The organism is Myxococcus sp. CA056 (assembly GCF_013336715.1).
In the GTDB taxonomy this organism is placed as follows: domain Bacteria; phylum Myxococcota; class Myxococcia; order Myxococcales; family Myxococcaceae; genus Myxococcus; species Myxococcus llanfairpwllgwyngyllgogerychwyrndrobwllllantysiliogogogochensis.
The window spans coordinates 887449-909095 of sequence record NZ_JABUMT010000002.1 but is presented as its reverse complement, the minus strand read 5'-3'; the positions used below and the strand labels follow the sequence as shown (position 1 = coordinate 909095).

At 69.0% G+C, this 21647-nt stretch carries 18 protein-coding genes; 14 read left to right on the top strand and 4 right to left on the bottom strand.

The features are described from left to right. Window positions 1-2 precede the first annotated feature (2 nt). Together hemF and HUA76_RS11375 are read right to left on the bottom strand one after the other, a co-directional pair. Complete coding sequence (hemF, locus tag HUA76_RS11380; RefSeq protein ID WP_174454078.1) at window positions 3-917, bottom strand: oxygen-dependent coproporphyrinogen oxidase; 915 nt, start codon at window positions 915-917, stop codon at window positions 3-5. A gap of 21 nt (window positions 918-938) precedes the next feature. Continuing rightward, on the bottom strand, window positions 939-1694 hold the full coding sequence (locus HUA76_RS11375) for a hypothetical protein (protein ID WP_141641368.1): 756 nt from the start codon (window positions 1692-1694) through the stop codon (window positions 939-941). Between the two features lie 169 nt (window positions 1695-1863). Between HUA76_RS11375 and HUA76_RS11370 the strand changes: the two genes are divergently transcribed. Next, window positions 1864-2457, top strand: a complete 594-nt coding sequence (locus tag HUA76_RS11370) for a hypothetical protein (RefSeq protein WP_174454077.1) — start codon at window positions 1864-1866, stop codon at window positions 2455-2457. 28 nt (window positions 2458-2485) lie between these two features. On the opposite strand, the gene HUA76_RS11365 is transcribed toward HUA76_RS11370, so the two are convergent. Continuing rightward, on the bottom strand, window positions 2486-2776 hold the full coding sequence (locus tag HUA76_RS11365; protein WP_141641313.1) for a DUF3467 domain-containing protein: 291 nt from the start codon (window positions 2774-2776) through the stop codon (window positions 2486-2488). 69 nt (window positions 2777-2845) lie between these two features. Between HUA76_RS11365 and HUA76_RS11360 the strand changes: the two genes are divergently transcribed. From HUA76_RS11360 to HUA76_RS11300, 13 genes are all read left to right on the top strand, one after another. Continuing rightward, window positions 2846-3646 (top strand): carboxylesterase, encoded by an 801-nt coding sequence (locus HUA76_RS11360; protein ID WP_141641369.1) that lies wholly within the window; start codon window positions 2846-2848, stop codon window positions 3644-3646. A gap of 54 nt (window positions 3647-3700) precedes the next feature. Further along, entirely contained in the window at window positions 3701-4417 is a 717-nt protein-coding gene (locus HUA76_RS11355) for an ABC transporter ATP-binding protein (RefSeq protein ID WP_174460836.1), read from the top strand. After that, window positions 4414-6954 (top strand): FtsX-like permease family protein, encoded by a 2541-nt coding sequence (locus tag HUA76_RS11350; RefSeq protein ID WP_174460835.1) that lies wholly within the window; start codon window positions 4414-4416, stop codon window positions 6952-6954. The genes HUA76_RS11355 and HUA76_RS11350 overlap by 4 nt, the downstream gene beginning before the upstream one ends. Window positions 6955-6958: 4 nt before the next feature. Next, window positions 6959-8224, top strand: coding sequence for a lipocalin-like domain-containing protein (locus tag HUA76_RS11345; RefSeq protein WP_174460834.1), 1266 nt, complete (start codon window positions 6959-6961; stop codon window positions 8222-8224). Between the two features lie 151 nt (window positions 8225-8375). Next, complete coding sequence (locus HUA76_RS11340; RefSeq protein ID WP_174460833.1) at window positions 8376-9752, top strand: hypothetical protein; 1377 nt, start codon at window positions 8376-8378, stop codon at window positions 9750-9752. 8 nt (window positions 9753-9760) lie between these two features. After that, window positions 9761-10306 carry a hypothetical protein gene (locus HUA76_RS11335; RefSeq protein ID WP_174454072.1) on the top strand — a complete coding sequence of 182 codons (546 nt, stop codon included), beginning with the start codon at window positions 9761-9763 and terminating at the stop codon, window positions 10304-10306. A 97-nt stretch (window positions 10307-10403) separates the two neighbouring features. Further along, on the top strand, window positions 10404-11270 hold the full coding sequence (locus HUA76_RS11330) for a hypothetical protein (RefSeq protein ID WP_217439531.1): 867 nt from the start codon (window positions 10404-10406) through the stop codon (window positions 11268-11270). Between the two features lie 84 nt (window positions 11271-11354). Beyond that, window positions 11355-12203, top strand: coding sequence for a helix-turn-helix transcriptional regulator (locus tag HUA76_RS11325; protein WP_174460832.1), 849 nt, complete (start codon window positions 11355-11357; stop codon window positions 12201-12203). Between the two features lie 104 nt (window positions 12204-12307). Beyond that, on the top strand, window positions 12308-12907 hold the full coding sequence (locus tag HUA76_RS11320) for a TetR/AcrR family transcriptional regulator (protein WP_174460831.1): 600 nt from the start codon (window positions 12308-12310) through the stop codon (window positions 12905-12907). Between the two features lie 126 nt (window positions 12908-13033). After that, complete coding sequence (locus HUA76_RS11315) at window positions 13034-14146, top strand: efflux RND transporter periplasmic adaptor subunit (RefSeq protein ID WP_141641318.1); 1113 nt, start codon at window positions 13034-13036, stop codon at window positions 14144-14146. 36 nt (window positions 14147-14182) lie between these two features. After that, window positions 14183-17302, top strand: coding sequence for an efflux RND transporter permease subunit (locus tag HUA76_RS11310; RefSeq protein ID WP_174460830.1), 3120 nt, complete (start codon window positions 14183-14185; stop codon window positions 17300-17302). Window positions 17303-17461: 159 nt separating this feature from the next. Then, a complete protein-coding gene (locus HUA76_RS11305) occupies window positions 17462-18901 on the top strand; it encodes a TolC family protein (RefSeq protein WP_174460829.1) in 1440 nt (479 codons plus the stop codon). A gap of 5 nt (window positions 18902-18906) precedes the next feature. After that, window positions 18907-20244, top strand: coding sequence for a POTRA domain-containing protein (locus HUA76_RS11300; protein WP_254614136.1), 1338 nt, complete (start codon window positions 18907-18909; stop codon window positions 20242-20244). A 63-nt stretch (window positions 20245-20307) separates the two neighbouring features. Here HUA76_RS11300 and HUA76_RS11295 read toward each other — a convergent pair whose 3' ends face one another. Next, complete coding sequence (locus HUA76_RS11295; protein WP_174460828.1) at window positions 20308-21273, bottom strand: MBL fold metallo-hydrolase; 966 nt, start codon at window positions 21271-21273, stop codon at window positions 20308-20310. Window positions 21274-21647: the final 374 nt, after the last annotated feature.

Sequence of the window (21647 nt, the reverse complement as noted above, 5' to 3'; positions counted from 1 at the left end):
CCTCAGCTCTCCGGCGTCCAGGCGGCCCAGTCGCGGGGCTGCTTCAGCACGTCCACCAGCCGGGCCTCCCAGCTTCCGGGCTCCGGGTGATGGTCGTAGCGCCAGCGCGTCTGGGGCGGCAGGGACATGAGGATGGACTCGGTGCGCCCGCGCGTCTCCAGCCCGAAGACGGTGCCGCGGTCATAGACGAGGTTGAACTCCACGTAGCGCCCACGCCGCACCTCCTGCCAGAAGCGCTGGGCCTCGGAGAAGGGCGTGTCCTTGCGTCGCTCGGCGATGGGCAGGTACGCGTCCAGGAAGGCCCGGCCACAGTCGCGCACGAAGTCCAGTTCGCGCTCCAGGTCGCCGCCCATGTTCTCGAAGAAGATGCCGCCCACGCCGCGCGTCTCCTCCCGGTGACGCAGGTGGAAGTACTGGTCGCACGCGGCCTTGAAGCGCGGGTAGTACGCCAGGTCGTGCGCGTCACACGCGGCCTTGTGCACGCGGTGGAAGTGCGCCGCGTCCTCTTCGTAGAGGTAGTACGGCGTCAGGTCCGCGCCGCCGCCGAACCACGCCTTCCCGCCCTGATGGATGAAGCGGTAGTTGGCGTGCACGGTGGGCACGTGAGGGTTGCGCGGGTGCAGGACGAGGGAGATGCCGCCGGCCCAGAAGGAGCGCCCCTCACCCTGGAGCTTCTTGGCGAACTGGTCCTCCAGCTCTCCGAAGACCACCGACGTGTTGACGCCCGCCTTCTCCAGCACGGCGCCGTCCTCCAAAACGCGGCTGCGTCCACCGCCCCCGCCGGGCCGCGTCCAGGCGTCCTCGCGAAAGCGTCCCGTGCCGTCCAGGCGCTCCAGCGCGCCGCAGATGTCGTCCTGCAGCGACTGGGTGAAGGCGGCCATCCGCTCCTTCAGACTCTCCACGTCCACCTTCGTCATGCGTGCTCCTGGCGATTGCCGCTACGGCGCGGAGTAGTCGGCCGGCGCCTCGAAGTCCACAGGCGGAACGGGGGGCGCGTTGTGGCCCGCCGCATCGAACGCCTCGATGCGCGCCCGGTAGCTGCGGCCATCCTCCATGGCGAACGTCCCGCTGCACGCCTCGTGGCCGATGAAGGCCGTGTTGTTGTGCACCGGCACCACGTACTGCTGGATGCTGGGGCCCGGACGCCGGGGCTCCAGCTTCACCACGAGATACGCGGGGCTCTCCTCCTTCAGCGACAGGTTGAGGCGCACGAAGCGCGCGGTGCCCTGGGCCGTGCGGCGCAGGAAGCCCTCCGAGACGGCGGGGCGCTTCTGCCAGCGCGGCGGCTGGGTGTCGGCGCCCTTGCCCGTGTTCCATTCGGGCAGCGCCCCCGCCCGGCCGTTGAGCACGGCGACGTTGGGCAGCAGCTCGTCGAGCCGCAGCGTGTAGCGCTTGTCCGGCTCCAGCTTGCCCACCACCTTGAGGACGATGGTGGCTCGACCCAGGCTGCTCTCCCAGCCGCGCTGCGCCTTCACCTCCACCTCGTGGGTGTCCGCCACCAGCCGCAGCTTCTTGCCCACCAGCGCGACCACGGACTCCCGGGCCGTGCCCACGCCCTCCAGCAGGAAGCGGCTGTTGATGGGGACGATGGCGCCGGGCGTGGGAAACAGCTGCACTCCGTCACCCAGGCATTGGGCGGAGGCGGCACGAGCGCACAGCAGCACGAACAATGAGACGAGGATTCTGAGCACGATTTCCCAAGTCTGCGCCCCTGCGGGATGGATGCCAACCCGTTCAGTGCCCCCGGCGATATGGGGGACACGCACCGTGCGTTTCCAGGAATAGTCCCCCGCGCGCCGGGCCCCGGGCTCGCGGGCAGCTGCTCCCTCCGTTTTCCTCCGGGGACTTTCCGAGAACATCACCATGCGCTCACGCCTTTCGACGTGGGTGACGGTCGGGCTCCTGTGGGGAGCCTGCGGCTGCGCCGTCACGCCTGAAACCCGCCAGCAGTTGGTGGAGACCACCAGCGGCAACGCCATCTACAACCTGTCGGCGGACGCCCTGCTGACGACGACGCGGCGCCTGCTCGCGGAGCAGAAGTACGAGCTGCTCCCCAGCTCGGACCCGCTCTACATCCACACCACCTGGCGCATCCGGGGCAACACGGACATGGGCGCCAGCTGGAGTCGCATCTTCGTGCAGGTCCATCCGCTGTCGGACGGCCGCGCCGTGGTGCGAGCCTACCGGATGGCCTACACCACCAACGGGCGCGCGCCCATGCACCCGACCCTGGGCGCCGGCACTCGGGACTCGAAGCTGGGGGATGGAGCGGCGACGGCCTACGTCCAGGGGGAGCCCATGTCGCCGGCGAAGCCCATCGTGCGCCGCGCCTCGGATATCGAATGGGAGGTGCTGTCGCGCGTGGAGCCCAGGCTCGCCGCCCACCTGGAGGCCCGCGCGGAGGCGTACCTGGCCACCGGACGGAAGGACCCGAGCGCGCCCACCGAGGAGGAGTGAGCACGCCGCCGGGCGCCGGGGCTTCGCGTCAGTGCATGCCGCCGTCGTCCTCGCGCAGGACGATGGCGCCGTACTTCGCCTCGTAGCGGTTGAGGTTGTCCTGCATGGCCAGCATCAGCCGCTTCATGTGCTTGGGGCTGGTGATGATGCGCGAGCGCACCTTGGCCCGGAGCTGCTGCGGCTGGACGTAGATGAAATCCAGCGTGAATTCCGTGTCCGTATGGTTCACGAGGGCCATGTTGGCGTACTGACCATTGGCGACGTCCTCGTCGATTTGAATCTGCAACTGCATGTCCGGGGGCTTCGGAGTGTCCGCCATGAGGCATGGGGCATAGCGCCTGCGCCTCCGCGTGGCCAGCCTGACGTCATGATGGATGCCTCGCTCGCCATGGACGCGGAGAAGACGGAGCCCTTCGAGCTGGGACGGGGCCCGGACGCGTGCCTGTTGCTGCACGGCTTCACCGGCAGTCCCTGGGATGTGCGCCCGCTGGGAGAGGCGCTGGCGGCGCGGGGGATGCATGTGGTGGCGCCGCTCCTGCCGGGCCACGGCACCACGCCCCAGGCGCTGCTGGGCGTCACCTGGCGCGACTGGCGGGACGCGGCCGAGCACGCCCTGGGCGCGCTGCGGGGTCACCGGAGCATCTTCGTCGCGGGGCTGTCCATGGGCGCGCTCCTGGCGCTGGGGCTGGCGGCGGACCATCCGGAAGCGGTGCGAGCGCTGGCGCTCGTCGCCCCGGCGGTGCGCTTCCGGGGGCCTCGGATGATGCTCATCCGGCAGTTGTCGCGCACGCCGCTGTTGGAGTGGGCCCGGCCGTGGGTGGAGAAGACGGGCACGGACATCTCGGACCCGGTGGCGCTGGCCCAGGCGCCGGTGCTCTCCGGCTTCCCGGTGGCGCGCCTGCGGGATTTGGTCACCCTGCAGGACGCGGCGGCGCGAGGTGTGTCGCGGGTGCGCTGTCCCGTCCTGGTGGCGGTGGCCGAGCAGGACCACGTCGTGGACCCGGAGGGGGGACGGTGGCTGGCGCGCCGGCTCACCGCGTCGCCGAGCGTGCGCGTGGTGTCGCTGCGACGCGGCTTCCACGTCATTCCCCGGGACACGGACGGCCCCCTGCTGGCGAGCGAGGTGGGTGGCTTCCTGACGCAGTGGCGTGACTTCGGGGAATGGGAGCCACAACCGGCGGGCGCGTGAGCGGGGCTCGGGACGCGGCGAAAGGGGCCGCATCCGTATATCAAGGGCTCGCACATGCCTGAGTCCGACACTCCTCCGCTCGTCGAGCTGCGTGACGTCACGAAGTCCTATGCCGAGGGCGACACCGCGCGCGAGGTGCTCTCCGGCGTGCGGCTGACACTGCGCCGGGGTGAGTTCGTGGTGCTGCTGGGCCGCAGCGGCTCGGGCAAGTCCACGCTGCTCAACCTCATCAGCGGCATCGACCTGCCCACGCGCGGCGAGGTGCTCGTCGACGGACGGAACCTGGGCACGATGAGCGAGCGCGAGCGTACGCTGCTGCGCCGCGAGCACGTGGGCTTCATCTTCCAGGCGTTCAACCTGCTCCCCACGTTGACGGTGGAAGAGAACGTGCGGCTGCCGGTGGAGCTCAACGGGCACGACGCGGCGGAGGCGAGCGCGAAGGCGCGGGCCCTGCTGGAGCGCGTGGGACTGGCCTCGCGCGCGAACAGCTTTCCGGACCGGCTCTCCGGTGGCGAGCAACAGCGCGTGGCGGTGGCGCGGGCGCTCGCGCATTCGCCGCCGCTGCTCCTCGCGGACGAGCCCACGGGCAACCTGGATGAAGCCACGGGGCGACAGGTCCTGGACTTGCTGGAGGGCCTCACTCGACAAGGTCACGCATGCGCGTTCGTCGTCACACACGAGCCGGGCCTGGTGGCCCGCGCGGACCGGGTGCTGGAGATGACGGGCGGACGGCTGGTGGAACGCGACGTGACGCGAAGGGAGCCCCGGTGACCAACCTCTTGGTGCGCTCCAGTCTGCGCCACCTGGGCCGCCATCCGTGGCTGACGGCGCTGTCCCTGCTGGGCATCGCCCTGGGTGTCGCGGTGGTGGTGTCCATCGACCTGGCGAGCGGCAGCGCGCTGCGGGCCTTCGAGCGCTCCACGGACGCGGTGGCGGGACGCGCCACGCACCAGCTCGTGGGGGGCACCTCCGGGCTGCCGGAGGCCGTGTATCGGGACTTGAGGCTGCGTCCGGACGCGCCCGTGTCCGCGCCGGTGGTGGAAGGGTACGTGCAGGCCGCGGTGGGGGACCGGCGCACGCTCACGGTGCTGGGCGTGGACCCCTTCGCGGAGACTCCGTTCCGCGACTACGCGGGCGGCGAAGCCGTGGGCGACGTGGGCGCGCTGCTCACCCAGCCGGGCACGGTGCTCCTGAGCGCGCGGGCCGCGCGGGCGCTGGGCGTGGAGGCCGGCGGCGTGTTGCCGGTGCGCGTGGAGGGACGCGAGGCCTCGCTGCGCGTGGCGGCGCTGCTGGCTCCCGAGGACGAGGACACCGCGCGGGCGCTGGAGGCGCTGGTGCTGACGGACCTGTCCACGGCGCAGGAAGTGTTGGGGCGCGTGGGGCGACTGACGCGCGTGGACCTGCGCCTGCCGGGCGGAGAGGCGCAGGCGGACCGACTGCGCGCGACGCTGCCGACAGGGACCGAGGTGGTGCGCGCGTCGGCGCGGGCCGGCACGGTGGAGCAGATGACGAAGGCGTTCCGCACCAACCTCACCGCGCTGTCGCTGCTGGCGCTCGTGGTGGGGATGTTCCTCATCTACAACACGATGACGTTCTCGGTGGTGCAGCGGCGCGGACTGCTGGGGCGGCTGCGCGCGGTGGGCATCACCCGGGGCGAGCTGTTCGCGCTGGTGCTGGGCGAGGCGCTGGTGCTGGGCATGGTCGGCACGGTGGCGGGCCTGCTGCTCGGCATCCTGCTGGGACGCGGGCTGGTGGGGCTCATCACCCAGACCATCAATGACCTCTACTTCGTGGTGAGCGTGCGCGGACTGGCGCTGGAGCCCTTCACGCTGGCCAAGGGCCTGGCGCTGGGACTGGGGGCCACGTTGCTGGCGGCGCTGGTGCCCGCGTGGGAGGCGGCGCGCTCGGCGCCCGCGACGACGCTGCGCCGCTCGACGCTGGAGGACGTGTCGCGCACGCGGGCGCCGAGGCTGGCGCTGCTCGGGTTGCTGGTGCTCGCGGGAGGCATTGGCCTTCTGGGCTGGCCCACGCAGGCGTTGGTGCCGGCGTACGCGGGACTCTTCGCCGTGTTGATTGGTGCCGCGCTGTTGGTGCCGTGGGTGACGGAGCGGCTGTCCCTGTTCGCGGCGGTGCCGTTGGGGCTCGCCTTCGGTCTGCTGGGACGCATGGCGGCGCGCGGGGTGAGGACGAGCCTCAGCCGAACGGCGGTGGCGCTGGCGGCGCTGATGGTCGCGGTGGCGACGACGGTGGGCGTGGGCCTCATGGTGTCCAGCTTCCGAGGCACGGTGCTGTCATGGCTGGAGGCCTCGCTCCTGGCTGACGTGTTCATCTCCCCGCCCTCGCTGGTGGCTCGACGCGGAGACTCCACGCTGGTGCCGGGACTGGTGGAGCGACTGCGCACGACGCCGGGCGCCTCCGGCAGCAGCACCCTGCGCGTGACGCGGGCCCGGGTGAATGGCGTGCCCACGGATTTGCTCGCGGTCGACTTCAGTCGTTCGCCGGCACGGCCCTATCGCTTCAAGCAGGGCGACGAGGCGGCCGTGTGGCGGGAGCTGGACGCGTCGACGGATGCGCTCATCGTCTCGGAGCCCTTCGCCTTTCACCGGGGCGTGGGTGTCGGCGACACGGTGCAACTGGCCACGGACCGAGGGCCTCACGACTTCCGCGTGGTCGGCGTGTACTTCGACTACGGCTCCGACGTGGGGACGATGCTGATGCCTCGCGCCACGTATGAGCACTGGTACGAAGACCGGGGTGTGAGCGGCGTGGCGCTTTACGCGGCGCCGGGACAGGACGTGGATGCGCTGGTGGCCTCGGTGCGAGAGCGCGCGGGAGGCGAGCAGGCGCTGCTGGTGAGGCCCAATCGCTCGCTGCGACAGGCGTCGATGGATGTGTTCGACCGCACCTTCACGATTACGCAGGTGCTCCGACTGCTGGCCATCGGCGTGGCCTTCGTGGGGGTGCTCAGCGCGTTGATGTCATTGCAGTTGGAGCGGGCGCGGGAGTTCGCGGTGCTGCGGGCCACGGGGCTGACGCCTCGACAGCTCTGGGGGCTGGTGTCGCTGCAGACGGGCCTGCTGGGGCTGCTGGCCGGTTTGTTCTCCATGCCGCTGGGGGTGGGGCTGGCGTACATCCTCGTGTACGTCATCAATCAGCGGTCCTTTGGCTGGACGCTGCGGCTCGCGGTGACGCCGGAGACGCTGGGGCAGGCGATGCTGCTGGCGCTGGTGGCGTCGGCGCTGGCGGGGCTGTATCCGGCGTGGAAGATGGCACGCGCCAATCCCGCGCTCGCGTTGAGGGAGGAGTGACGCCATGAGCAACGGCCGAGGGCTCGTCATCGGGACGGCGGTGGTGCTGGCGGCGTTGGCGGTGGCGGCGTTCATCGTCACGCGAGAGACGGAGCCGCCCGCGCTCGCGAGGAGCGGGACGCTGACGGTGGCGAAGGCGCTCGGTGGGAGTGATGGGGGAATGGAGGGCTATGCACGCGCCTTCGAACCACGACCCTTCCACTTCCCCGAGGACCACGGCCCGCATCCGGAGTTCCGCACGGAGTGGTGGTACTGGACGGGAAATCTCGAGACGGCGGACGGGCGCGCCTTCGGCTATCAGTTCACCCTGTTCCGCAATGCGCTGGCGCCCGGTGCACCAGCGCGGGACTCCGCGTGGGGAACGCGCGAGGTGTACCTGGGACACTTCACGGTGACGGACGTGGCGGCGGGACGCTTCCACGTCGCGGAGCGCTACAGCCGCGCGGCGCTGGGACTCGCGGGCGCACGCGCACAGCCGTTCAAGGTGTGGCTGGAGCAATGGGAAGCGGCGAGCGTGGGCGAGGCGATGTGGCCCGTGCGGCTGCGCGCGGAGACGGATGAAGTCGAGTTGGAGTTGTTGCTGGAGCCGGGCAAGCCGCCGGTGCTCGAAGGCGACCGGGGGTTGAGCCAGAAGAGCGCGGAGCCGGGCAACGCGTCGTATTACTACTCGATGACACGCATGCCCTCGCGCGGCACGGTGCGACTGGAAGGACAGACGTACGCGGTGACGGGTGAGAGCTGGATGGACCGTGAGTGGAGCACCAGCGCATTGGGCGCAGACCAGGTGGGCTGGGATTGGTTCTCGCTCCAGCTCTCGGATGGTAGCGAGCTGATGTATTACCAATTGCGTCGCGAGGACGGGACGGTGGACCCGTTCAGTTCGGGGACGTGGGTGCCGCCCGTGGGTGCGGCGGACAGCGCTTCCGTGCATCTGACCCGGGATGACGTGGAGCTCGCGGTGCTGGACACGTGGAAGAGTCCGCGCGGCGGGGTGTATCCGTCCAAGTGGAAGCTGCGGGTGGCGAAGCTCGGGCTGGAGCTGACGGTGACACCGCAGCTCGCGGACCAGGAGTTGCCGGTGAGCGTGCGCTACTGGGAGGGCAGCGTGAACCTGGATGGCGCGCGCCAGGGCCAGTCCGTGAAGGGACGCGGCTACGTGGAGCTGACGGGCTACGCGGACACGGCGGCGTCGACACGACGGCCAGAGGCCCGGGCCCGGGGGACTCCGGAGGCCCGAAGCACTCCAACGACAGACAGTCCTCGCCACTGACTCAAGGCGGCGGTCTCCAGCCAACGACGGTCCCGGCAGAGAAGTCTCGACAGCAAGCCCGCACACACGACGGCGCGGCCAGAATGTCGGACTCCTCTGTTAATCCCCGTCGCGTGCCCCCATTCATGGGCATACAGGCGAGGAGGATGAGATGATGCTGCGGTGGGGGGGACTGCTGCTGCTGGGGTGCCTCTTCGTGGGGTGTGCAACGCCACGGGTGGTGCGACTGGATACGGGAGCAGGCGCCCCCATCCTCTACACACCACCGAGCAACGTGGAGCCCATTGAGATTGACGAGAGCGACTTTCAGCGGGTGATGACCACGCTCGTGTTGGACATGCGCTTCTCCCTCCGAACCAAAGAGGTGGAGCGCCATCGAGTGCATCTCGCCTCGTGGAATGCGGAGGACACCGAACAGGGGGCGCCTGTCCGGAACCATGACCAGTGGTGCTTGGAGCAGGAGAATCCCGAGGAGTGCCGCACACTCCTCAGAGGAGGCTTGAGTCTCCTGGACGAAGAAGCCCGACGGAGCCTGGCGCTCAGTTTCGCATGGGACGGCGTATGGGAGGGGATACAGGGCTCCGTGAAGGAGGTCGTCAACCCGCTGGCGCTCAAGGCGATGATCACCTCCGCTCTCGCGGCCTACATGCTGTTGGTTGTGATACCCGAGCCTGTGACCAAGCTGGTAGCACTCGCCCTCACGACCTACTTCGTCGCGTATCTGGGGCTCGAGGTCTTCTTCGATATCATCGATGGGTGGCAGAGGCTTTCAACGGAGTCGGTGAAGGCGATGTCTTTCGAAGAACTCGAGGACGCCGGACACCGCTTCGGAAAGGTGATGGGCAAGAATGGAGCACGCATCATCATCATCGCACTGACTGCGGCGTTGATGGGGGGCTCTGCGGGCATCGCCTCAAAGGGGCCCATGCTCCCAGGCTTCGCACAGGCGACACTGGCCGCCGAAACGAACGCCGGGTTCCAACTCTCCGCGGCACTGGCGGGCGGTATTCGCTCCATCTCCGTCGCAGAAGGCGTCATGACGGTGGGGCTTGCCCCCAACGCTGTCGCAATGGTGGCTCGAAACGCGAGCACCCAAAGTGCGCCGCAGGTGGACGACAACCCAGTTCCAGCAAGCCTCTTCGAGAACCAAAAACCCCACCTTCTTCCTGCTGAACTGGAAACCGCGCGGAAGCTCGGCGTCCGCCCCGTCAACGTGACGGACACGGACTTCCTGCGCTATGTGACGGAGGGTCGAATCAAGTGGGTGGTCACCCAAGAGGGCACCTTGCAGATTGTTCCACACACGTGGCGGAGAACTGAAATCTCGCACGCGGTCGCCAGTGGCGGTCGCCCAGTGCTCGCCGCTGGTGAGGCGGACATCGCCGTTCATGGTGTTACTCGTATAGGGATTGAGATCACTCCGCAGAGCGGCCATTTCCTGTATGGCGCATCCGAGGCCGTCAGCGCCCGGGCGCTGGAAATCGGGAGACGGGCATTCTCTCAAACTGGCATTGTCTTCCCGCCATAGAAGAGACCATGGAAAGCACTCGAGACCTTCTAGATGCTGTCCTGCGCTGGCCGGCCGAATCTGTTGAGGCGTGGCTCGATGGGCTCGTCGTCGGAGAGCCCGTCGGGGACGAGCCCTTCAACTGGGAGGTATTCGCCTTCACTGCCGCTACACGGGCAGGCGAGGAGCGAAACCTCCCTTGGGCACATATCGCCCTGCGCGTGTACGACGGACTCGTCAACCGTTCGCCCGCACGTGCCGCGCACTCGTTCTGGCTCTCGGCGATGAACCTACGCTCACGGCTGATTGAGGACCTTGGCGCAAGGGAAGGTGATGCCGTCCTGGACCCGCACATCATCGCGGCATGGTTCCAACGCATTGCCACCATGCCCCTGGAGGAAGCAGTTCGGCTGTCATCCGCTCCTGACCTCCGCACCGTTCCACCCGAAAAGCTCCTCGCGCTTCGCGACATCAAGAACGCGCTGAACATCCTGTCGCGGCTCGCTGAAACGGACTTCGTGAGGAATCACCCCGAGTTGCACGGCTGGATACAGCTCAGAAGCCAACTGCCGTGACGATGGGTGGCGATGTAACCATTGCGCACACGAGGGTGCGCCCTTGGCGGGCAGGCTGAAAGAAAGCCTATGCTTCACCCCTCACCCGGGGGGTGTCATGAGTCATGACAATGAAGCGAACACCAGTACAGGAGTGTCCGCCGTCGCGGCTGTGCCATCTCATGGGGGCCTCGCGCCTCCCTCGACAGGCACCATCACCGCCATTCCCCACCCCCAGAATCAGCGACTGCTGATCCTCACCACCGCGCTGCCGCTGCTCAGCCTCGCGGCGGCGTGGTTCGTCGCGCCCGGCTGGAGCTACATCGCCGCGTCCGCCGTGCTGCTCGCCTTCCTCGCCGTGCTCGGCCAGAGCATCACCGGGACTCCCTTCGGCGTGCTCATCAGCGAGCGCAACATCATGAGCCTGTCTCGCTTCCAGGCCGTCACGTGGACCGTCGTCGTCGTCGCCGGCTACCTGACGATGGTCATCGCCCGCGTGAAGGCAAACACACCCAATGCCGTCGACGTCGCCATCCCCCAGGAACTCTGGTGGGCCATGGGCATCGCCTCGACTTCACTGCTCGGCACCTCGCTGCTGCTCAGCGGCAAGCGCTCCAAGACCCCTGACGCCAGGGCCGTCGACGCCACCGCCGCCCAGCTCGCGGAGCCCCCCTCCGAAATCAACGCCCAGCGACAGGGCGCCCTCTACGCCAACAAGGGCATCCAGGACGCGCGAATCTCAGACATGTTCCAGGGAGACGAGGTCGGCAACACCGCGCAAATCGACCTCGCCAAGGTGCAGATGTTCTATTTCACCGCCATCGCCGCGGTGACCTACTTCGTCGACATCTCCATGGCCATCCAACGCGGCTCCCTCACCAGCCTCCCAGAGCTCTCCGAAGGTCTCGTCGCCCTGCTCGCCATCAGCCACGGCGGATACCTCGTCAGCAAGACCACCGACCACTCCAACTCCAAGCCCTCCTGAGCCACGCGCCCGCCGTATGCTCGGCCCCGGCGCGCCCTCACGAGCGCCGGGCGCCCGAGCACGCAAGCACGGAGGAACGTCGCGGTGCCCAAGCCCCTGGTGGACGTGGACGCGGCCCCCGCGTCCTCCTTCTGTCTCACCGACACGCTGACACCCTTCACCTCCGGCTGGCACACCCACCGCCGCCACCAGCTCCTCTACGCCGCTCGTGGCGCCCTCCACCTGGAAGTCGCCGAGGCCCAGTGGCTCCTGCCACCCCAGCGCGCCGCCTGGCTCGCCGCCGGCACCCGCCACCGCGTGCGAGCAACCCAGCCCGCCACCCTCTGCACCGTGTACCTGGAACCCTCGCGCGTCCCCTCCGCCCCCGAGGGCCCCTGCCGCGTCTTCGTCCTCCCCCCACTCGCGCGCGAGATGCTCCTCTACTCCACCCGCTGGGGACCGGAGCGCCCCCCACGCGATGCCGTGGCCGAGAGCTTCTTCTCCGCCCTGGCCCACCTGCTCTCGGAATGGGCCGCGGAACCTCGTGAATGGCGCCTGCCTCGCGCCCGCACTCCCGAACTGGAACGCGCGATGGCCTACACCCTGGCCCGACTCGCCGGCCCCGCCACCCTCGCCGGCGCCGCACGCGCGGCGGGACTGTCCCAGCGCACCCTCGCGCGCCGCTTCGAGGACGAGGCCAGCACCTCCTGGCGCCGCTTTCTCCACGACGCCCGCATGCTGCGCGCCATGGAGCTGCTCGCCGAGGACGGCGCCCGCGTCACCCAGACGGCCTACACCGTCGGCTTCGAGAGCCTCGCCGCGTTCACCCACGCCTTCACGTCCTTCACCGGCGAGAGGCCTCGCGACTTCCGCCAGCGCGTCGCACGAGGCGTCGTCGTCCCACCGCCCCGCGCCACACCCCGCCCCAGGCGACCTGCCAGACGAGCCCCTTGAGGCCCGCCCGAACACCACGGCGCTTCAGGTAGGTGCCGGCGGCACATCAACCCCGGCGAAAGGGGACTTGCGATGACCGACTGACCAGATTACCATCCTGGTCAATGAGTTCCGACCCTCGCATCGCCATCCTCAAGGCCGCCGGCGAAGTCTTCGCCCGGTTCGGCTTCAAGAAGGCCTCGGTGGAGGACATCGCCAAACGAGCAGGCGTCGGCAAGGGCAGCATCTACCTGCACTTCGAGAGCAAGGAAGCGCTGTTCGAGGCGATTGTCCGGCAATCGCACGAGATGAGCCTCGCCGAGCTCAAGGCGAGCGTCCAGCGCGCCACGACGCCCGAGGCCCAGGTCCGCGCCTACATTCGCTGCAAGCTGGAGCAGAGCGTCCGCAAGCCCGACGGGGAACGCCTTGAGATGGCCACGCTCTTCGAGCTGGGCACCCAGGTGATGCACCTCGTTCCCCAGATGCAGGACGCGGATGCGGCCATCCTGGCGCGCGTCTTCGAGGACGGAGTGGCGGGCGGGGTCTTCACCGTCAGCGCCCCCCAGTTGGCGGCTCGCGGCTTCGTGGAGCTCATCACGATGCTCGTTCCCAAGCTGATGACCCAGGAGACCAGCCCCCTGACGCTCGAAGCCCTGGACGCCTCGTTCGAGCTCTTCATCCGCGGCCTCTCGGCCCCACCCGGCCCGACTCCACCCACTCGCTGACTCCCCAGGCCCCACTCCGTGCCCGGAGGATGGGGTGTTCGTTTGCCCGGGACTGACCAGAAAACCAATTCAGTCATTCAGTGCCGGAGTCCCATGAGTGCCGGCCCCACGACGAGGAACGCAGCGATGAAGACGACCTTGAAGGCAGCAGTGGTGGTGGTGGCCGTGGTGGCGGGGGCGTGTGGTGGCGGTAGCAAGCCCGTGGCGCCGTCTCCCTCGGCGCAGGCCGTCCAGAAGCCGGTGGGCGTCAAGGCGCTCACGCCGGCCACGAAGCTGGAGGCGAGCGTCCTGCAGGCCACCGGCAGCGTGCGCGCCAAACAGGAGGCGACGCTGAGCGCGGAGGCCTCCGGCACCCTGACGAAAGTCACGGTGAACGCGGGCGACGCGGTGAAGCGCGGTCAGTTGCTCGCGCAGTTGGACACCTCCAACGCGCGCCTCACCGCAAACCAGGCACGCGCCGCCAAGGCCGCGGCTGAAGCGGCACTGGAGGGCGCGAAGACGGAGGTGGAGCGGGCACGGATGCTGGCGCAGTCGGGCAGCCTCGCGCGCGCTTCGCTCGACAAGGCGGAGGTGGGCTACCGACAGGCACAGGCCCAGGCCGAGCAGGCCGCCGCGGTCCTCGCCAGCGCGCAGGAGGCGCTGCGCGACGCCACCCTCACGGCGCCCTTCGACGGCGTCATCACCAGCCGCAGCCGCAACGAAGGGGACTACGTGTCGCCGGGCACGGCCATCTTCGGCCTCGTCAACACGCAGGCGCTCGAGGTGCGCGCCCCGGTGCCCGAGGCCTTCGTGGACCGCGTGAAGGTGGGCACCATCGTCAAGGGCACACTCAACCCCTCTGGCGCGCCCTTCGAGGCGAAGGTGCGGAGCCTCGGCGCCGTCATCGACTCGCAGACGCGCACCGTGGAGGTGCTCGCGGACGTGCTGCCCTCGAAGGAGGACGGGGCGCGGCTGCGCGCGGGCGCCCTGGTGGAGCTGGACTTCTCCGACATGATGGCCACCGACAGCGCCCCGGGACAGGCGGGCCTCTTCCTGCCGTCACAGGCCGTCAACGCCAAGGGCCAGCAGGGCTTCGTCTGGGTGGTCCAGGACGGCAAGGCGCAGCGCCGTGACGTCAAGGTGGAGCGCGTGCTGCCCGGCTTCGTGCGCGTTGTGCACGGGCTCGGCCACCAGGAGCGCGTCGTCGCCGACGCCAGCCTGCCGCTCCAGAACGGCGTCGCGCTCCAGGTCGTGCAGTAGCCCCTTTCCTCCCCTCTTCCGACGAGCGCCACTGCCATGCTCCAGACCTTCATCAAACACTCCGTCTTCACCGTCATGCTGATGGCGGCGGTCGTCGTCTTCGGCCTGTATGCCTATCCGCGCATCGGTGTGGACCAGTACCCCAACGTCGACATCCCCGTCGTCACCGTCACCACGCTGCTGCCGGGCGCGGACCCTGAGTCCATCGAGAAGAACATCTCCGACCCGCTCGAGGAGGCGCTCAACACGCTCAGCGGCGTGGACGAGCTCAACTCCATCAACCTGGAGAACGTCAGCCAGGTCACCATCAGCTTCAAGCTGGGCACCAACGTGGACGCGGCGGCCCAGGACGTTCGCGACCGCGTGCAGGCCACGCTGCGCGAGCTGCCCGACGACATCGAGACACCCGTCGTCGAGAAGTTCGACATCGGCGCGGCGCCCATCCTCACGCTGTCGCTCTCCGGCGCGCTGCCCATCGAGGAGCTGACGCGCGTGGCGGAGGACGTGGTGAAGCCCTCGCTCCAGAGTCAGGCGGGCGTGGGCAGCATCGGCGTGGTGGGTGGCCGCGAGCGGGAGATTCAACTGGTGGTCGACCCGCAGCGGCTGCGCGGCTACGGGCTGGCCATCGGCGACGTGAGTCAGGCGCTCCAGGCGCAGAGCGTGGACCTGCCCGGTGGACGCGCGACGCAGGGAGGCCGCGAGCGGGTCGTCCGTCTGACGGCCGAGGCGCGCAGCGTGGAGGAGATTGGCGGCATCATCGTCGCCAGCCCCAACGGCACGCCGGTGCGCGTGCGTGACGTGGCGGCGGTGGTGGACGGCGCGCAGGAGGCGCGGGGTCTGGCGCGCTCCGACACGGGCACGGCCCTGGCGCTCGTGGTGCGCAAGCAGTCGGGCGCCAACACGGTGCAGGTCGCGGAGAACGTCAAGGAGTCGCTCGCGGAGCTCAACTCCGAGCTGCCCCAGGGCGTGACGGTCAGCACCATCAGCGACAACTCGACGACGATTCGCGCCTCCATCCACGCGGTGCAGGAGGACATGCTCATCGGTGGCGTCCTCTCCGTCCTCATCGTGCTCATCTTCCTGCGGGACTGGCGCTCCACCTTCGTTTCGGCCATCGCGCTGCCGGTGAGCGTCATCGGCACGTTCGCGGTGATGGCGATGCTGGGCTTCACCTTCAACATCATCACCATGCTGGCGCTGACGCTCTCCATCGGCCTGCTCATCGACGACGCCATCGTGGTCATCGAGAACATCGTGCGCCACCTGGAGGAGGGGAAGACGCCCATGCAGGCGGCGCTGGAGGGCACCTCGCAGATTGTCATCGCCGTGCTCGCGGTGACGCTCGCCATCGTCGCCGTGTTCATCCCCGTGGCCTTCATGGAAGGGACGATTGGCCAGTTCTTCTACCAGTTCGGCGTCACGGTGGCCGTGGCGGTGCTCATCTCCTACGCGGTGTCGATGACGCTCACGCCCATGCTCTCCAGCCGCCTGCTCAAGGCCCACGCCCACAGCGGGCCTCGCAACCGCGTGAGCGCCGCCATCGAGCGCGTGCTCGTGGGGATGGAGCGCGGCTACCGCCGAATCCTCGGCTGGGTGCTGGAGCGGCGCACCCTGGCCATCGCCGTCGCGGTGGGTGTGCTGGTGCTGACGTTGGGCATGGCCCGCTTCCTCAAGTTCACCTTCATCCCGCCCTCCGACAACGGCGCCGTGCGCGTGACGGTGGAGCTGCCCGTGGGCTCCACCCTGGAGGACACCGAGCGCGAGCTGGGAATCGTCGCCGCGCAGGTGCGCCCGCTGGAGGGCGTGAAGGAGACGTTCAGCACGGCCGGTGGTGGCACGCTCGAGGAGGTGCACAAGGGCGAGGTGCTGGTGAACCTGGTGCCGCGCAAGGAGCGCGCCTTCGACCAGGAGGCCTTCAAGGTGCGCCTGCGCGACGCGCTGGCCGAGCGCCCCGGGGTGATGCTCTCCGTCCAGGACGTCTCCGGCGTCGGCGGTGGTGGCCGCACCCAGCAGGTCCAGTACGTGCTGCGCGGAACGGACTGGCCCCAGGTCGTCGCGTCCAGCGAGAAGCTGCTCGCCACGATGAAGTCCCACCCGGGCTTCACCGACGTCGACACCACGTTCCGCAGCGGCAAGCCGCAGTTCGACGTGCGCGTGGACCGCGAGCGCGCCGCGCAGATGGGCGTGCCGGCGGCCCAGGTGGGCATCGCCCTGCGGGCCTACCTGGGGCGCGACGAGTTCATGACCTACCGCGAGGGCGGCGAGACGTACGACGTGAAGCTGCGCCTGCCCGACGCGACGCTCGCCTCCGAGGAGGCGCTGGGACAGCTCACCGTGCGCACCACGGGCGGGCAGTTGGTGGAGCTGCGCAACGTGGCCACCATCACCCCTTCCGAGGGCCCGGTGCAGATTGACCGTCAGAACCAGAAGCGGCAGATCACCCTGCTCGCCAACCTCGCGCCCGACTACACCCTGGGCGAGGGCATGGGCTTCCTCACCGCGCAGGCGGAGCAGGACCTGCCCCAGGGCGTGGTGGGGAGCTTCGCCGGCAACGCGAAGGAGATGAACAAGACCGTCGGCGCCTTCGCGACCGCGCTGGGGCTGGGCATCCTCCTGCTGTACATGATTCTGGCGGCGCAGTTCGGCAGCTACATCCACCCGTTCACCATCATGTTGTCGCTGCCCTTCGCGCTCATCGGTGCCATCGGCGCGCTGCTGCTGTCGGGCAACGCCATGTCGATGATTGCCCTCATCGGCGTCATCATGCTGATGGGTCTGGTGGTGAAGAACGGCATCCTGCTGGTCGACTTCACGCAGCAGCTTCGCGACGCGGGCAAGAGCGCTCGCGAGGCACTGCTGGAGGCCGCGCCGGTGCGCTTGCGCCCCATCCTCATGACGACCATCGCCATGGTGGCCGGCATGATTCCGGTGGCGCTCGCCAAGGGTGACGGCGCGGAGACTCGCGTGCCGATGGCGCTCGTCATCATTGGCGGCCTCATCAGCTCCACGGTGCTGACGCTGGTGGTGGTGCCCGTCGTCTACTCGCTGCTGGACGGGCTCTCCGCCCGCTTCAGCCGTCGCAAGAGTGACGCCCCCACGTCGGAGGCCCTGGTCGCGCCGAGCGGCCCGCTCCTCGCGGAGGAAGGCTCCCACTGAAGTACGAGCTCACGCCACGCTGACGGCGGAACCGGGAGCCACATGCCCGGTTCCGCCTCTTCCACCTGACTCGCGAGGTCGACGCTCCGGTCCTTTCAAGCGACCGCGACGCACCTCGTGTGCCCTCGCTTCCCTGACGCACCCACCTCGGTCTTCACCATGCTCCTCCACGCGTTCCTCACCAGCGTCCTGCTGACGCAGGCCCCCAGCGTCTCCGCCACTCCCGGACGCACGCCCACCTTCCAGTCGGCCCCCGCCGCCACCGACACGCCCGTACGGGATGCGGCCTCCAGCGACTCCGCCGTGCCGATGTCCGCGTCCGGCACGAAGGCGACCGCGCTCCCGCTGCTCACCCTCCAGGAGGCCATCGCCCTCGCGGAGAAGCAGAGCCCCAGCCTCGACGCCGCACGCGCGCGGCTCCAGCAATCCAAGGAGCTGGGCAACAAGGCCTGGTCCGGCTACCTCCCCAGCGTCACCGCGAGCGGCTCGTACATCCGCAATCCGAAGGAGCTGACGTTCGCGCTCCCCGGTGCTCCGGACCCCGTCACCCTGCAGAAGCAGGATCAGCTCTCCGGTCAAATCTCCGCGCGGCAGGCCCTGATTGTCCCCACGCTGTGGCCCGCCATCAAGAATGCCTACCTGGGCGAGAAGGTGGCGGGGCTGACGGCGGAGAACTCGCGACGCGAGATTCTCTTCTCGGTGGCCCAGGCCTATCTCGGCGCCGCGAGCCTGCGGGAGGCCATGGCGGTGCAGGAGCAGCTCCTGGAGGTTCGTCGCGGCTTCGAGCGCGACGCACAGAACCGCTTCGACGTGGGCGACGTGGAGCGGTTGGCACTGCTGCGCGCGACGCTGGACCGAAAGCAGGCCGAGCAGGAGGTGGTGCGCAGCCGCAACGCCTATGCGACGGCGAAGAGTTCCCTCGCCGCGCTCCTCGCGCGACCGGTGGACTTCGACGTGGCGCCTCCCCAGGAGACGGCCGTTCCACTCCCCGCGGAGACAGGGGATGTGGCGTCCGCCGAGAAGACGGCCCTCGACCGGCGGCCGGATGCCTCGGCGGCGCGCCTCAACGTGGACCTGGCGCGCGGCGGGCGCAAGCAGGTGCTCTTCGAGTACCTCCCCAACCTGCATGCGACGGGCAACGTCTCGACGAGCAACACCGCCGGCCTCACCGGCGTCGCGTCCACGTGGACAGCGGGACTGGCCCTGTCATGGAACCTGTTCGACGGCGGACTGCGCGAGGCCAACCTGCGGGAGTCCTCTGGAAAAATCGCCGAGGCAAGCGCCAACCTGCGCGGCACCGAGGAGAAGATTCGCGATGAGGTGCGCAAGGCGCGCAGCGAACTGGAGAGCGCGGAGGTCAACCTCAGTACGGCCGAGGAGCGGGTGAAGCTCGCGTGGGAAAGCGCTCGACTCGCGAAGCAGAGCTTCGACGCGGGCGCCACGACGTACCTCCAGGTGACGGACGTCAACGCGACGCTCGCGAGCGCGCAGATGTCCGCCGTGACAGAGGCGCTCAACGTGCAGTTGTCACGCCTGGCCCTGGCCCGAGCAACGGGACTCTTCGACCCCACCGGCAACTCGCTGGCGCCCGTGCCTTGAACGCCATGAAGAACGCATCCGTCATGAACGCGTCACTGACCCAGGTCCGCCGACTCGTGGTGCTGCACGCGGTCGGACTCACGTGCACGGCCTGGGCGCAAGACACAGCGCCCACACCGAGCCCCTTGCCAGTCGCTGGAGAAGTGACGATTGAAGCCTCGGCGCCACCACCCGCGACGCTGACGGGGCGCATCGAGCACATCGACATCCAGGGCAACACCCGCACCCAGGAGTCCGTCATCCTCCGGGCCATGCGCATGGCTCCGGGGGACATGCTCACCACCGGGGACGCCGCCGAGCTGAAGCGACGGCTGCTCAACCTGCAGCTCTTCAAGAGCGTGGAGGTGCTGACACGCCCCGAGGGCGAAGGCGTCGGACTCCAAATCACGGTGGAGGAGCGCTGGACGCTGCTGCCCATCCCCGTCTTCTCCTCGGGAAAGGGGCAATGGCAGGCCGGTGTCTTCGCCGTCGAGAGCAACCTCTTCGGGCTGCGCAAGACGCTGGTGGGCGGAGGCATGTGGGGCAACCGGGGCGGCACCCTGTTCTCCATGTACCGGGACCCGAGCATCGGCGGCAGCCAGTGGACGGGCCTCCTTTCATTCCAGTTCGCCAAGACGGACCGGGAGCGCCATGTCCGCGATGTCATCAGGGATACGTACACGGACAGGCGCTTCGACATCGCGGGGACGCTCGGCTACCAGGTAACGCCTGAGCTGAATGTCGGCGCGGGTTGGTTCTCCCTCATCAACAAGCCCCTGGCCTTGCCGGAGGGCCCGGAGACACCTCAGCGGGGAGAGGTGCACGGGGTGAGCGTCTCGGCCGAGTACCTGGGCCAGGACTTCCACTTCTATTTCAACGAGGGGCTGGTGGCCCGGGCGCTCTACCGTGAGGGATTGGGCTTCCTGGGTTCTTCTCGCGAAATGCGTCAGGTGTCGCTCTTCGCGAGCTACACGCTGCCTGTCTTTGGCAATCATGCGCTGACCTTGACGGCCCAGCACGGACAGACGCGAGGAGACGCGTTCCTGGACGCGCAGCTCCTGGGCGGCCGCACGGGGAGCCGGGGCTTCGCCGCTGGAACACTGTGGGCGGAGATGGCGACCTCCGCGACGCTGGAGTACCAGGTGCCACTCTGGAGCCCCAGCATGCTGACCCTCACCGCGCATGCCTTCGTGGATGTGGGCCGGGTGGAGTGGAGGAACTCGCTGCTCAAGTACGTCTCCCCCGGCGTGGGTGTCCGTGCCTACGTCCGTGAAGTGGCGATTCCGGCCGTCGGCGTCGAGCTGGCGCGGGACCCTCTGTCGGGCGACATCGTGACCTCGGTCGCGGTGGGCTTCGGTTTCTAGCGTTCTTCTGAGCGCGGGCCGCCGTTCTCGCGGCGGCCCGTGAAGCCTTGGCCCGGATGAAACTCACCCGCCGCAAGCGACGCGGTGGACCAGTCCGTACACGCCGTAGCGCACCATGTACGGCAGCGCGTACTCCGGGAAGGCCGCCGCCGCGCGCTTCTCCAGCTCCGCGTGGTGGGGCGCCGCCGCGTCACCGCACAGCTCCGCCTTGCGCCCGCCCAGCTCCGCCGCGTACGTCGTCACCACCGTCACCATTCCATCCAGGTAGCGCTGCTGCGCGGCAATCGCCTCCGCCACGGGCGCTGACGTCCCGCGTCCTCCGTACACCGTGGCGCGCGGCCAAGCGGACAGCTCCTGCAGCGCCGCCTTCCACGCCTCCACGTCCGGCACCACCTTGCCGTCACGCACCCCACCCTCCAGCCACGCATGCGCGCCGTGGTGCACCAGGTCTCCGACGATGAGCGCCTCACGTCCCGGCACGTACGCCACCGTCTGCGTCACCGTGACACCCGCGTGCTTCAGCTCCGTCAGCTCCACCTTCGCGCCGCCCTCCAGCGGCAGCGAGTACGCCCCCTGGAACGTGACATCGACCATCGCCTGCGCCGGATAGGTCTCCTCGGTGAAGGCCTTCGCCACGTTCACCCAGAAGTACTTCTTGTATGCATGCACGGCGGGAATCGCGGCGGCGGTGGCCTCGCTCGCCACCACCTTCGCGCCCACGCGCTGGAACACCGCCGCGCCGTTGAACTTGTCTGGGTTCGGATGCGTGATGACCACGTAGCGGATGGGGTGGTCCGTCCGCGAGCGGATGTGCTCCAGCACCCGGTTCGCCTCCGCCTCGGTGAACTGCGCGTCGAAGACCACCACCTCCGCGCCCGTGTCATAGAAGAACGAGTGCGTGTCGAATCCATTCGCGTCACTCGTGTAGTGCGCCACCTCGGAGTCGCCCAGGTTCGCCTTCGTCCCCGCGCACCCCAGCACCAGCAGCGCCCCCAGCGTCAGCACCGTCGAGTTCATCGTGAAGCCCATGGTCATCGTCCTCGCGTTGGAATGCCGGGACCTCCAGGGGCCCCAGCGAGCGAGGCGAAACATGCGCGCGGAGCGTCTGGCGCGCTTTCGCGCATCGGCCATCCATTTGTTCAAATCCGCCAGATATCCCAGTACGTCGACCAAGAAGACAGGCGCATCCGCCCTGTCGATGGGCTCCGTTCGCGTCTCGCTGCTCACCACGTGACGCCGTTCCCCCCTTCGGGTGCCAGGCCGCGCATTTCCTCCCGTGGGCAGCGCGACGCTTCCTCACGCACCTCGCGTCACCCAGTCAATCCCGCGCTACGTCCCATCCCGGCCTCCACGCGGCTGGCACCTGACTTGCCTGTGAGCCACCGGCGCTCGGGGGACGTTCG

Coding starts and splice junctions, on each gene's coding strand:
- HUA76_RS11345 (WP_174460834.1), top strand. CDS start 6,959: ATGAGCAACGGCCGAGGGCTCGTCATCGGGACGGCGGTGGTGCTGGCG.
- HUA76_RS11360 (WP_141641369.1), top strand. CDS start 2,846: ATGGACGCGGAGAAGACGGAGCCCTTCGAGCTGGGACGGGGCCCGGAC.
- HUA76_RS11355 (WP_174460836.1), top strand. CDS start 3,701: ATGCCTGAGTCCGACACTCCTCCGCTCGTCGAGCTGCGTGACGTCACG.
- HUA76_RS11300 (WP_254614136.1), top strand. CDS start 18,907: ATGAAGAACGCATCCGTCATGAACGCGTCACTGACCCAGGTCCGCCGA.
- HUA76_RS11305 (WP_174460829.1), top strand. CDS start 17,462: ATGCTCCTCCACGCGTTCCTCACCAGCGTCCTGCTGACGCAGGCCCCC.
- HUA76_RS11370 (WP_174454077.1), top strand. CDS start 1,864: ATGCGCTCACGCCTTTCGACGTGGGTGACGGTCGGGCTCCTGTGGGGA.
- HUA76_RS11310 (WP_174460830.1), top strand. CDS start 14,183: ATGCTCCAGACCTTCATCAAACACTCCGTCTTCACCGTCATGCTGATG.
- HUA76_RS11315 (WP_141641318.1), top strand. CDS start 13,034: ATGAAGACGACCTTGAAGGCAGCAGTGGTGGTGGTGGCCGTGGTGGCG.
- HUA76_RS11340 (WP_174460833.1), top strand. CDS start 8,376: ATGATGCTGCGGTGGGGGGGACTGCTGCTGCTGGGGTGCCTCTTCGTG.
- HUA76_RS11330 (WP_217439531.1), top strand. CDS start 10,404: ATGAGTCATGACAATGAAGCGAACACCAGTACAGGAGTGTCCGCCGTC.
- HUA76_RS11320 (WP_174460831.1), top strand. CDS start 12,308: ATGAGTTCCGACCCTCGCATCGCCATCCTCAAGGCCGCCGGCGAAGTC.
- HUA76_RS11365 (WP_141641313.1), bottom strand. CDS start 2,776: ATGGCGGACACTCCGAAGCCCCCGGACATGCAGTTGCAGATTCAAATC.
- hemF (WP_174454078.1), bottom strand. CDS start 917: ATGACGAAGGTGGACGTGGAGAGTCTGAAGGAGCGGATGGCCGCCTTC.
- HUA76_RS11335 (WP_174454072.1), top strand. CDS start 9,761: ATGGAAAGCACTCGAGACCTTCTAGATGCTGTCCTGCGCTGGCCGGCC.
- HUA76_RS11295 (WP_174460828.1), bottom strand. CDS start 21,273: ATGGGCTTCACGATGAACTCGACGGTGCTGACGCTGGGGGCGCTGCTG.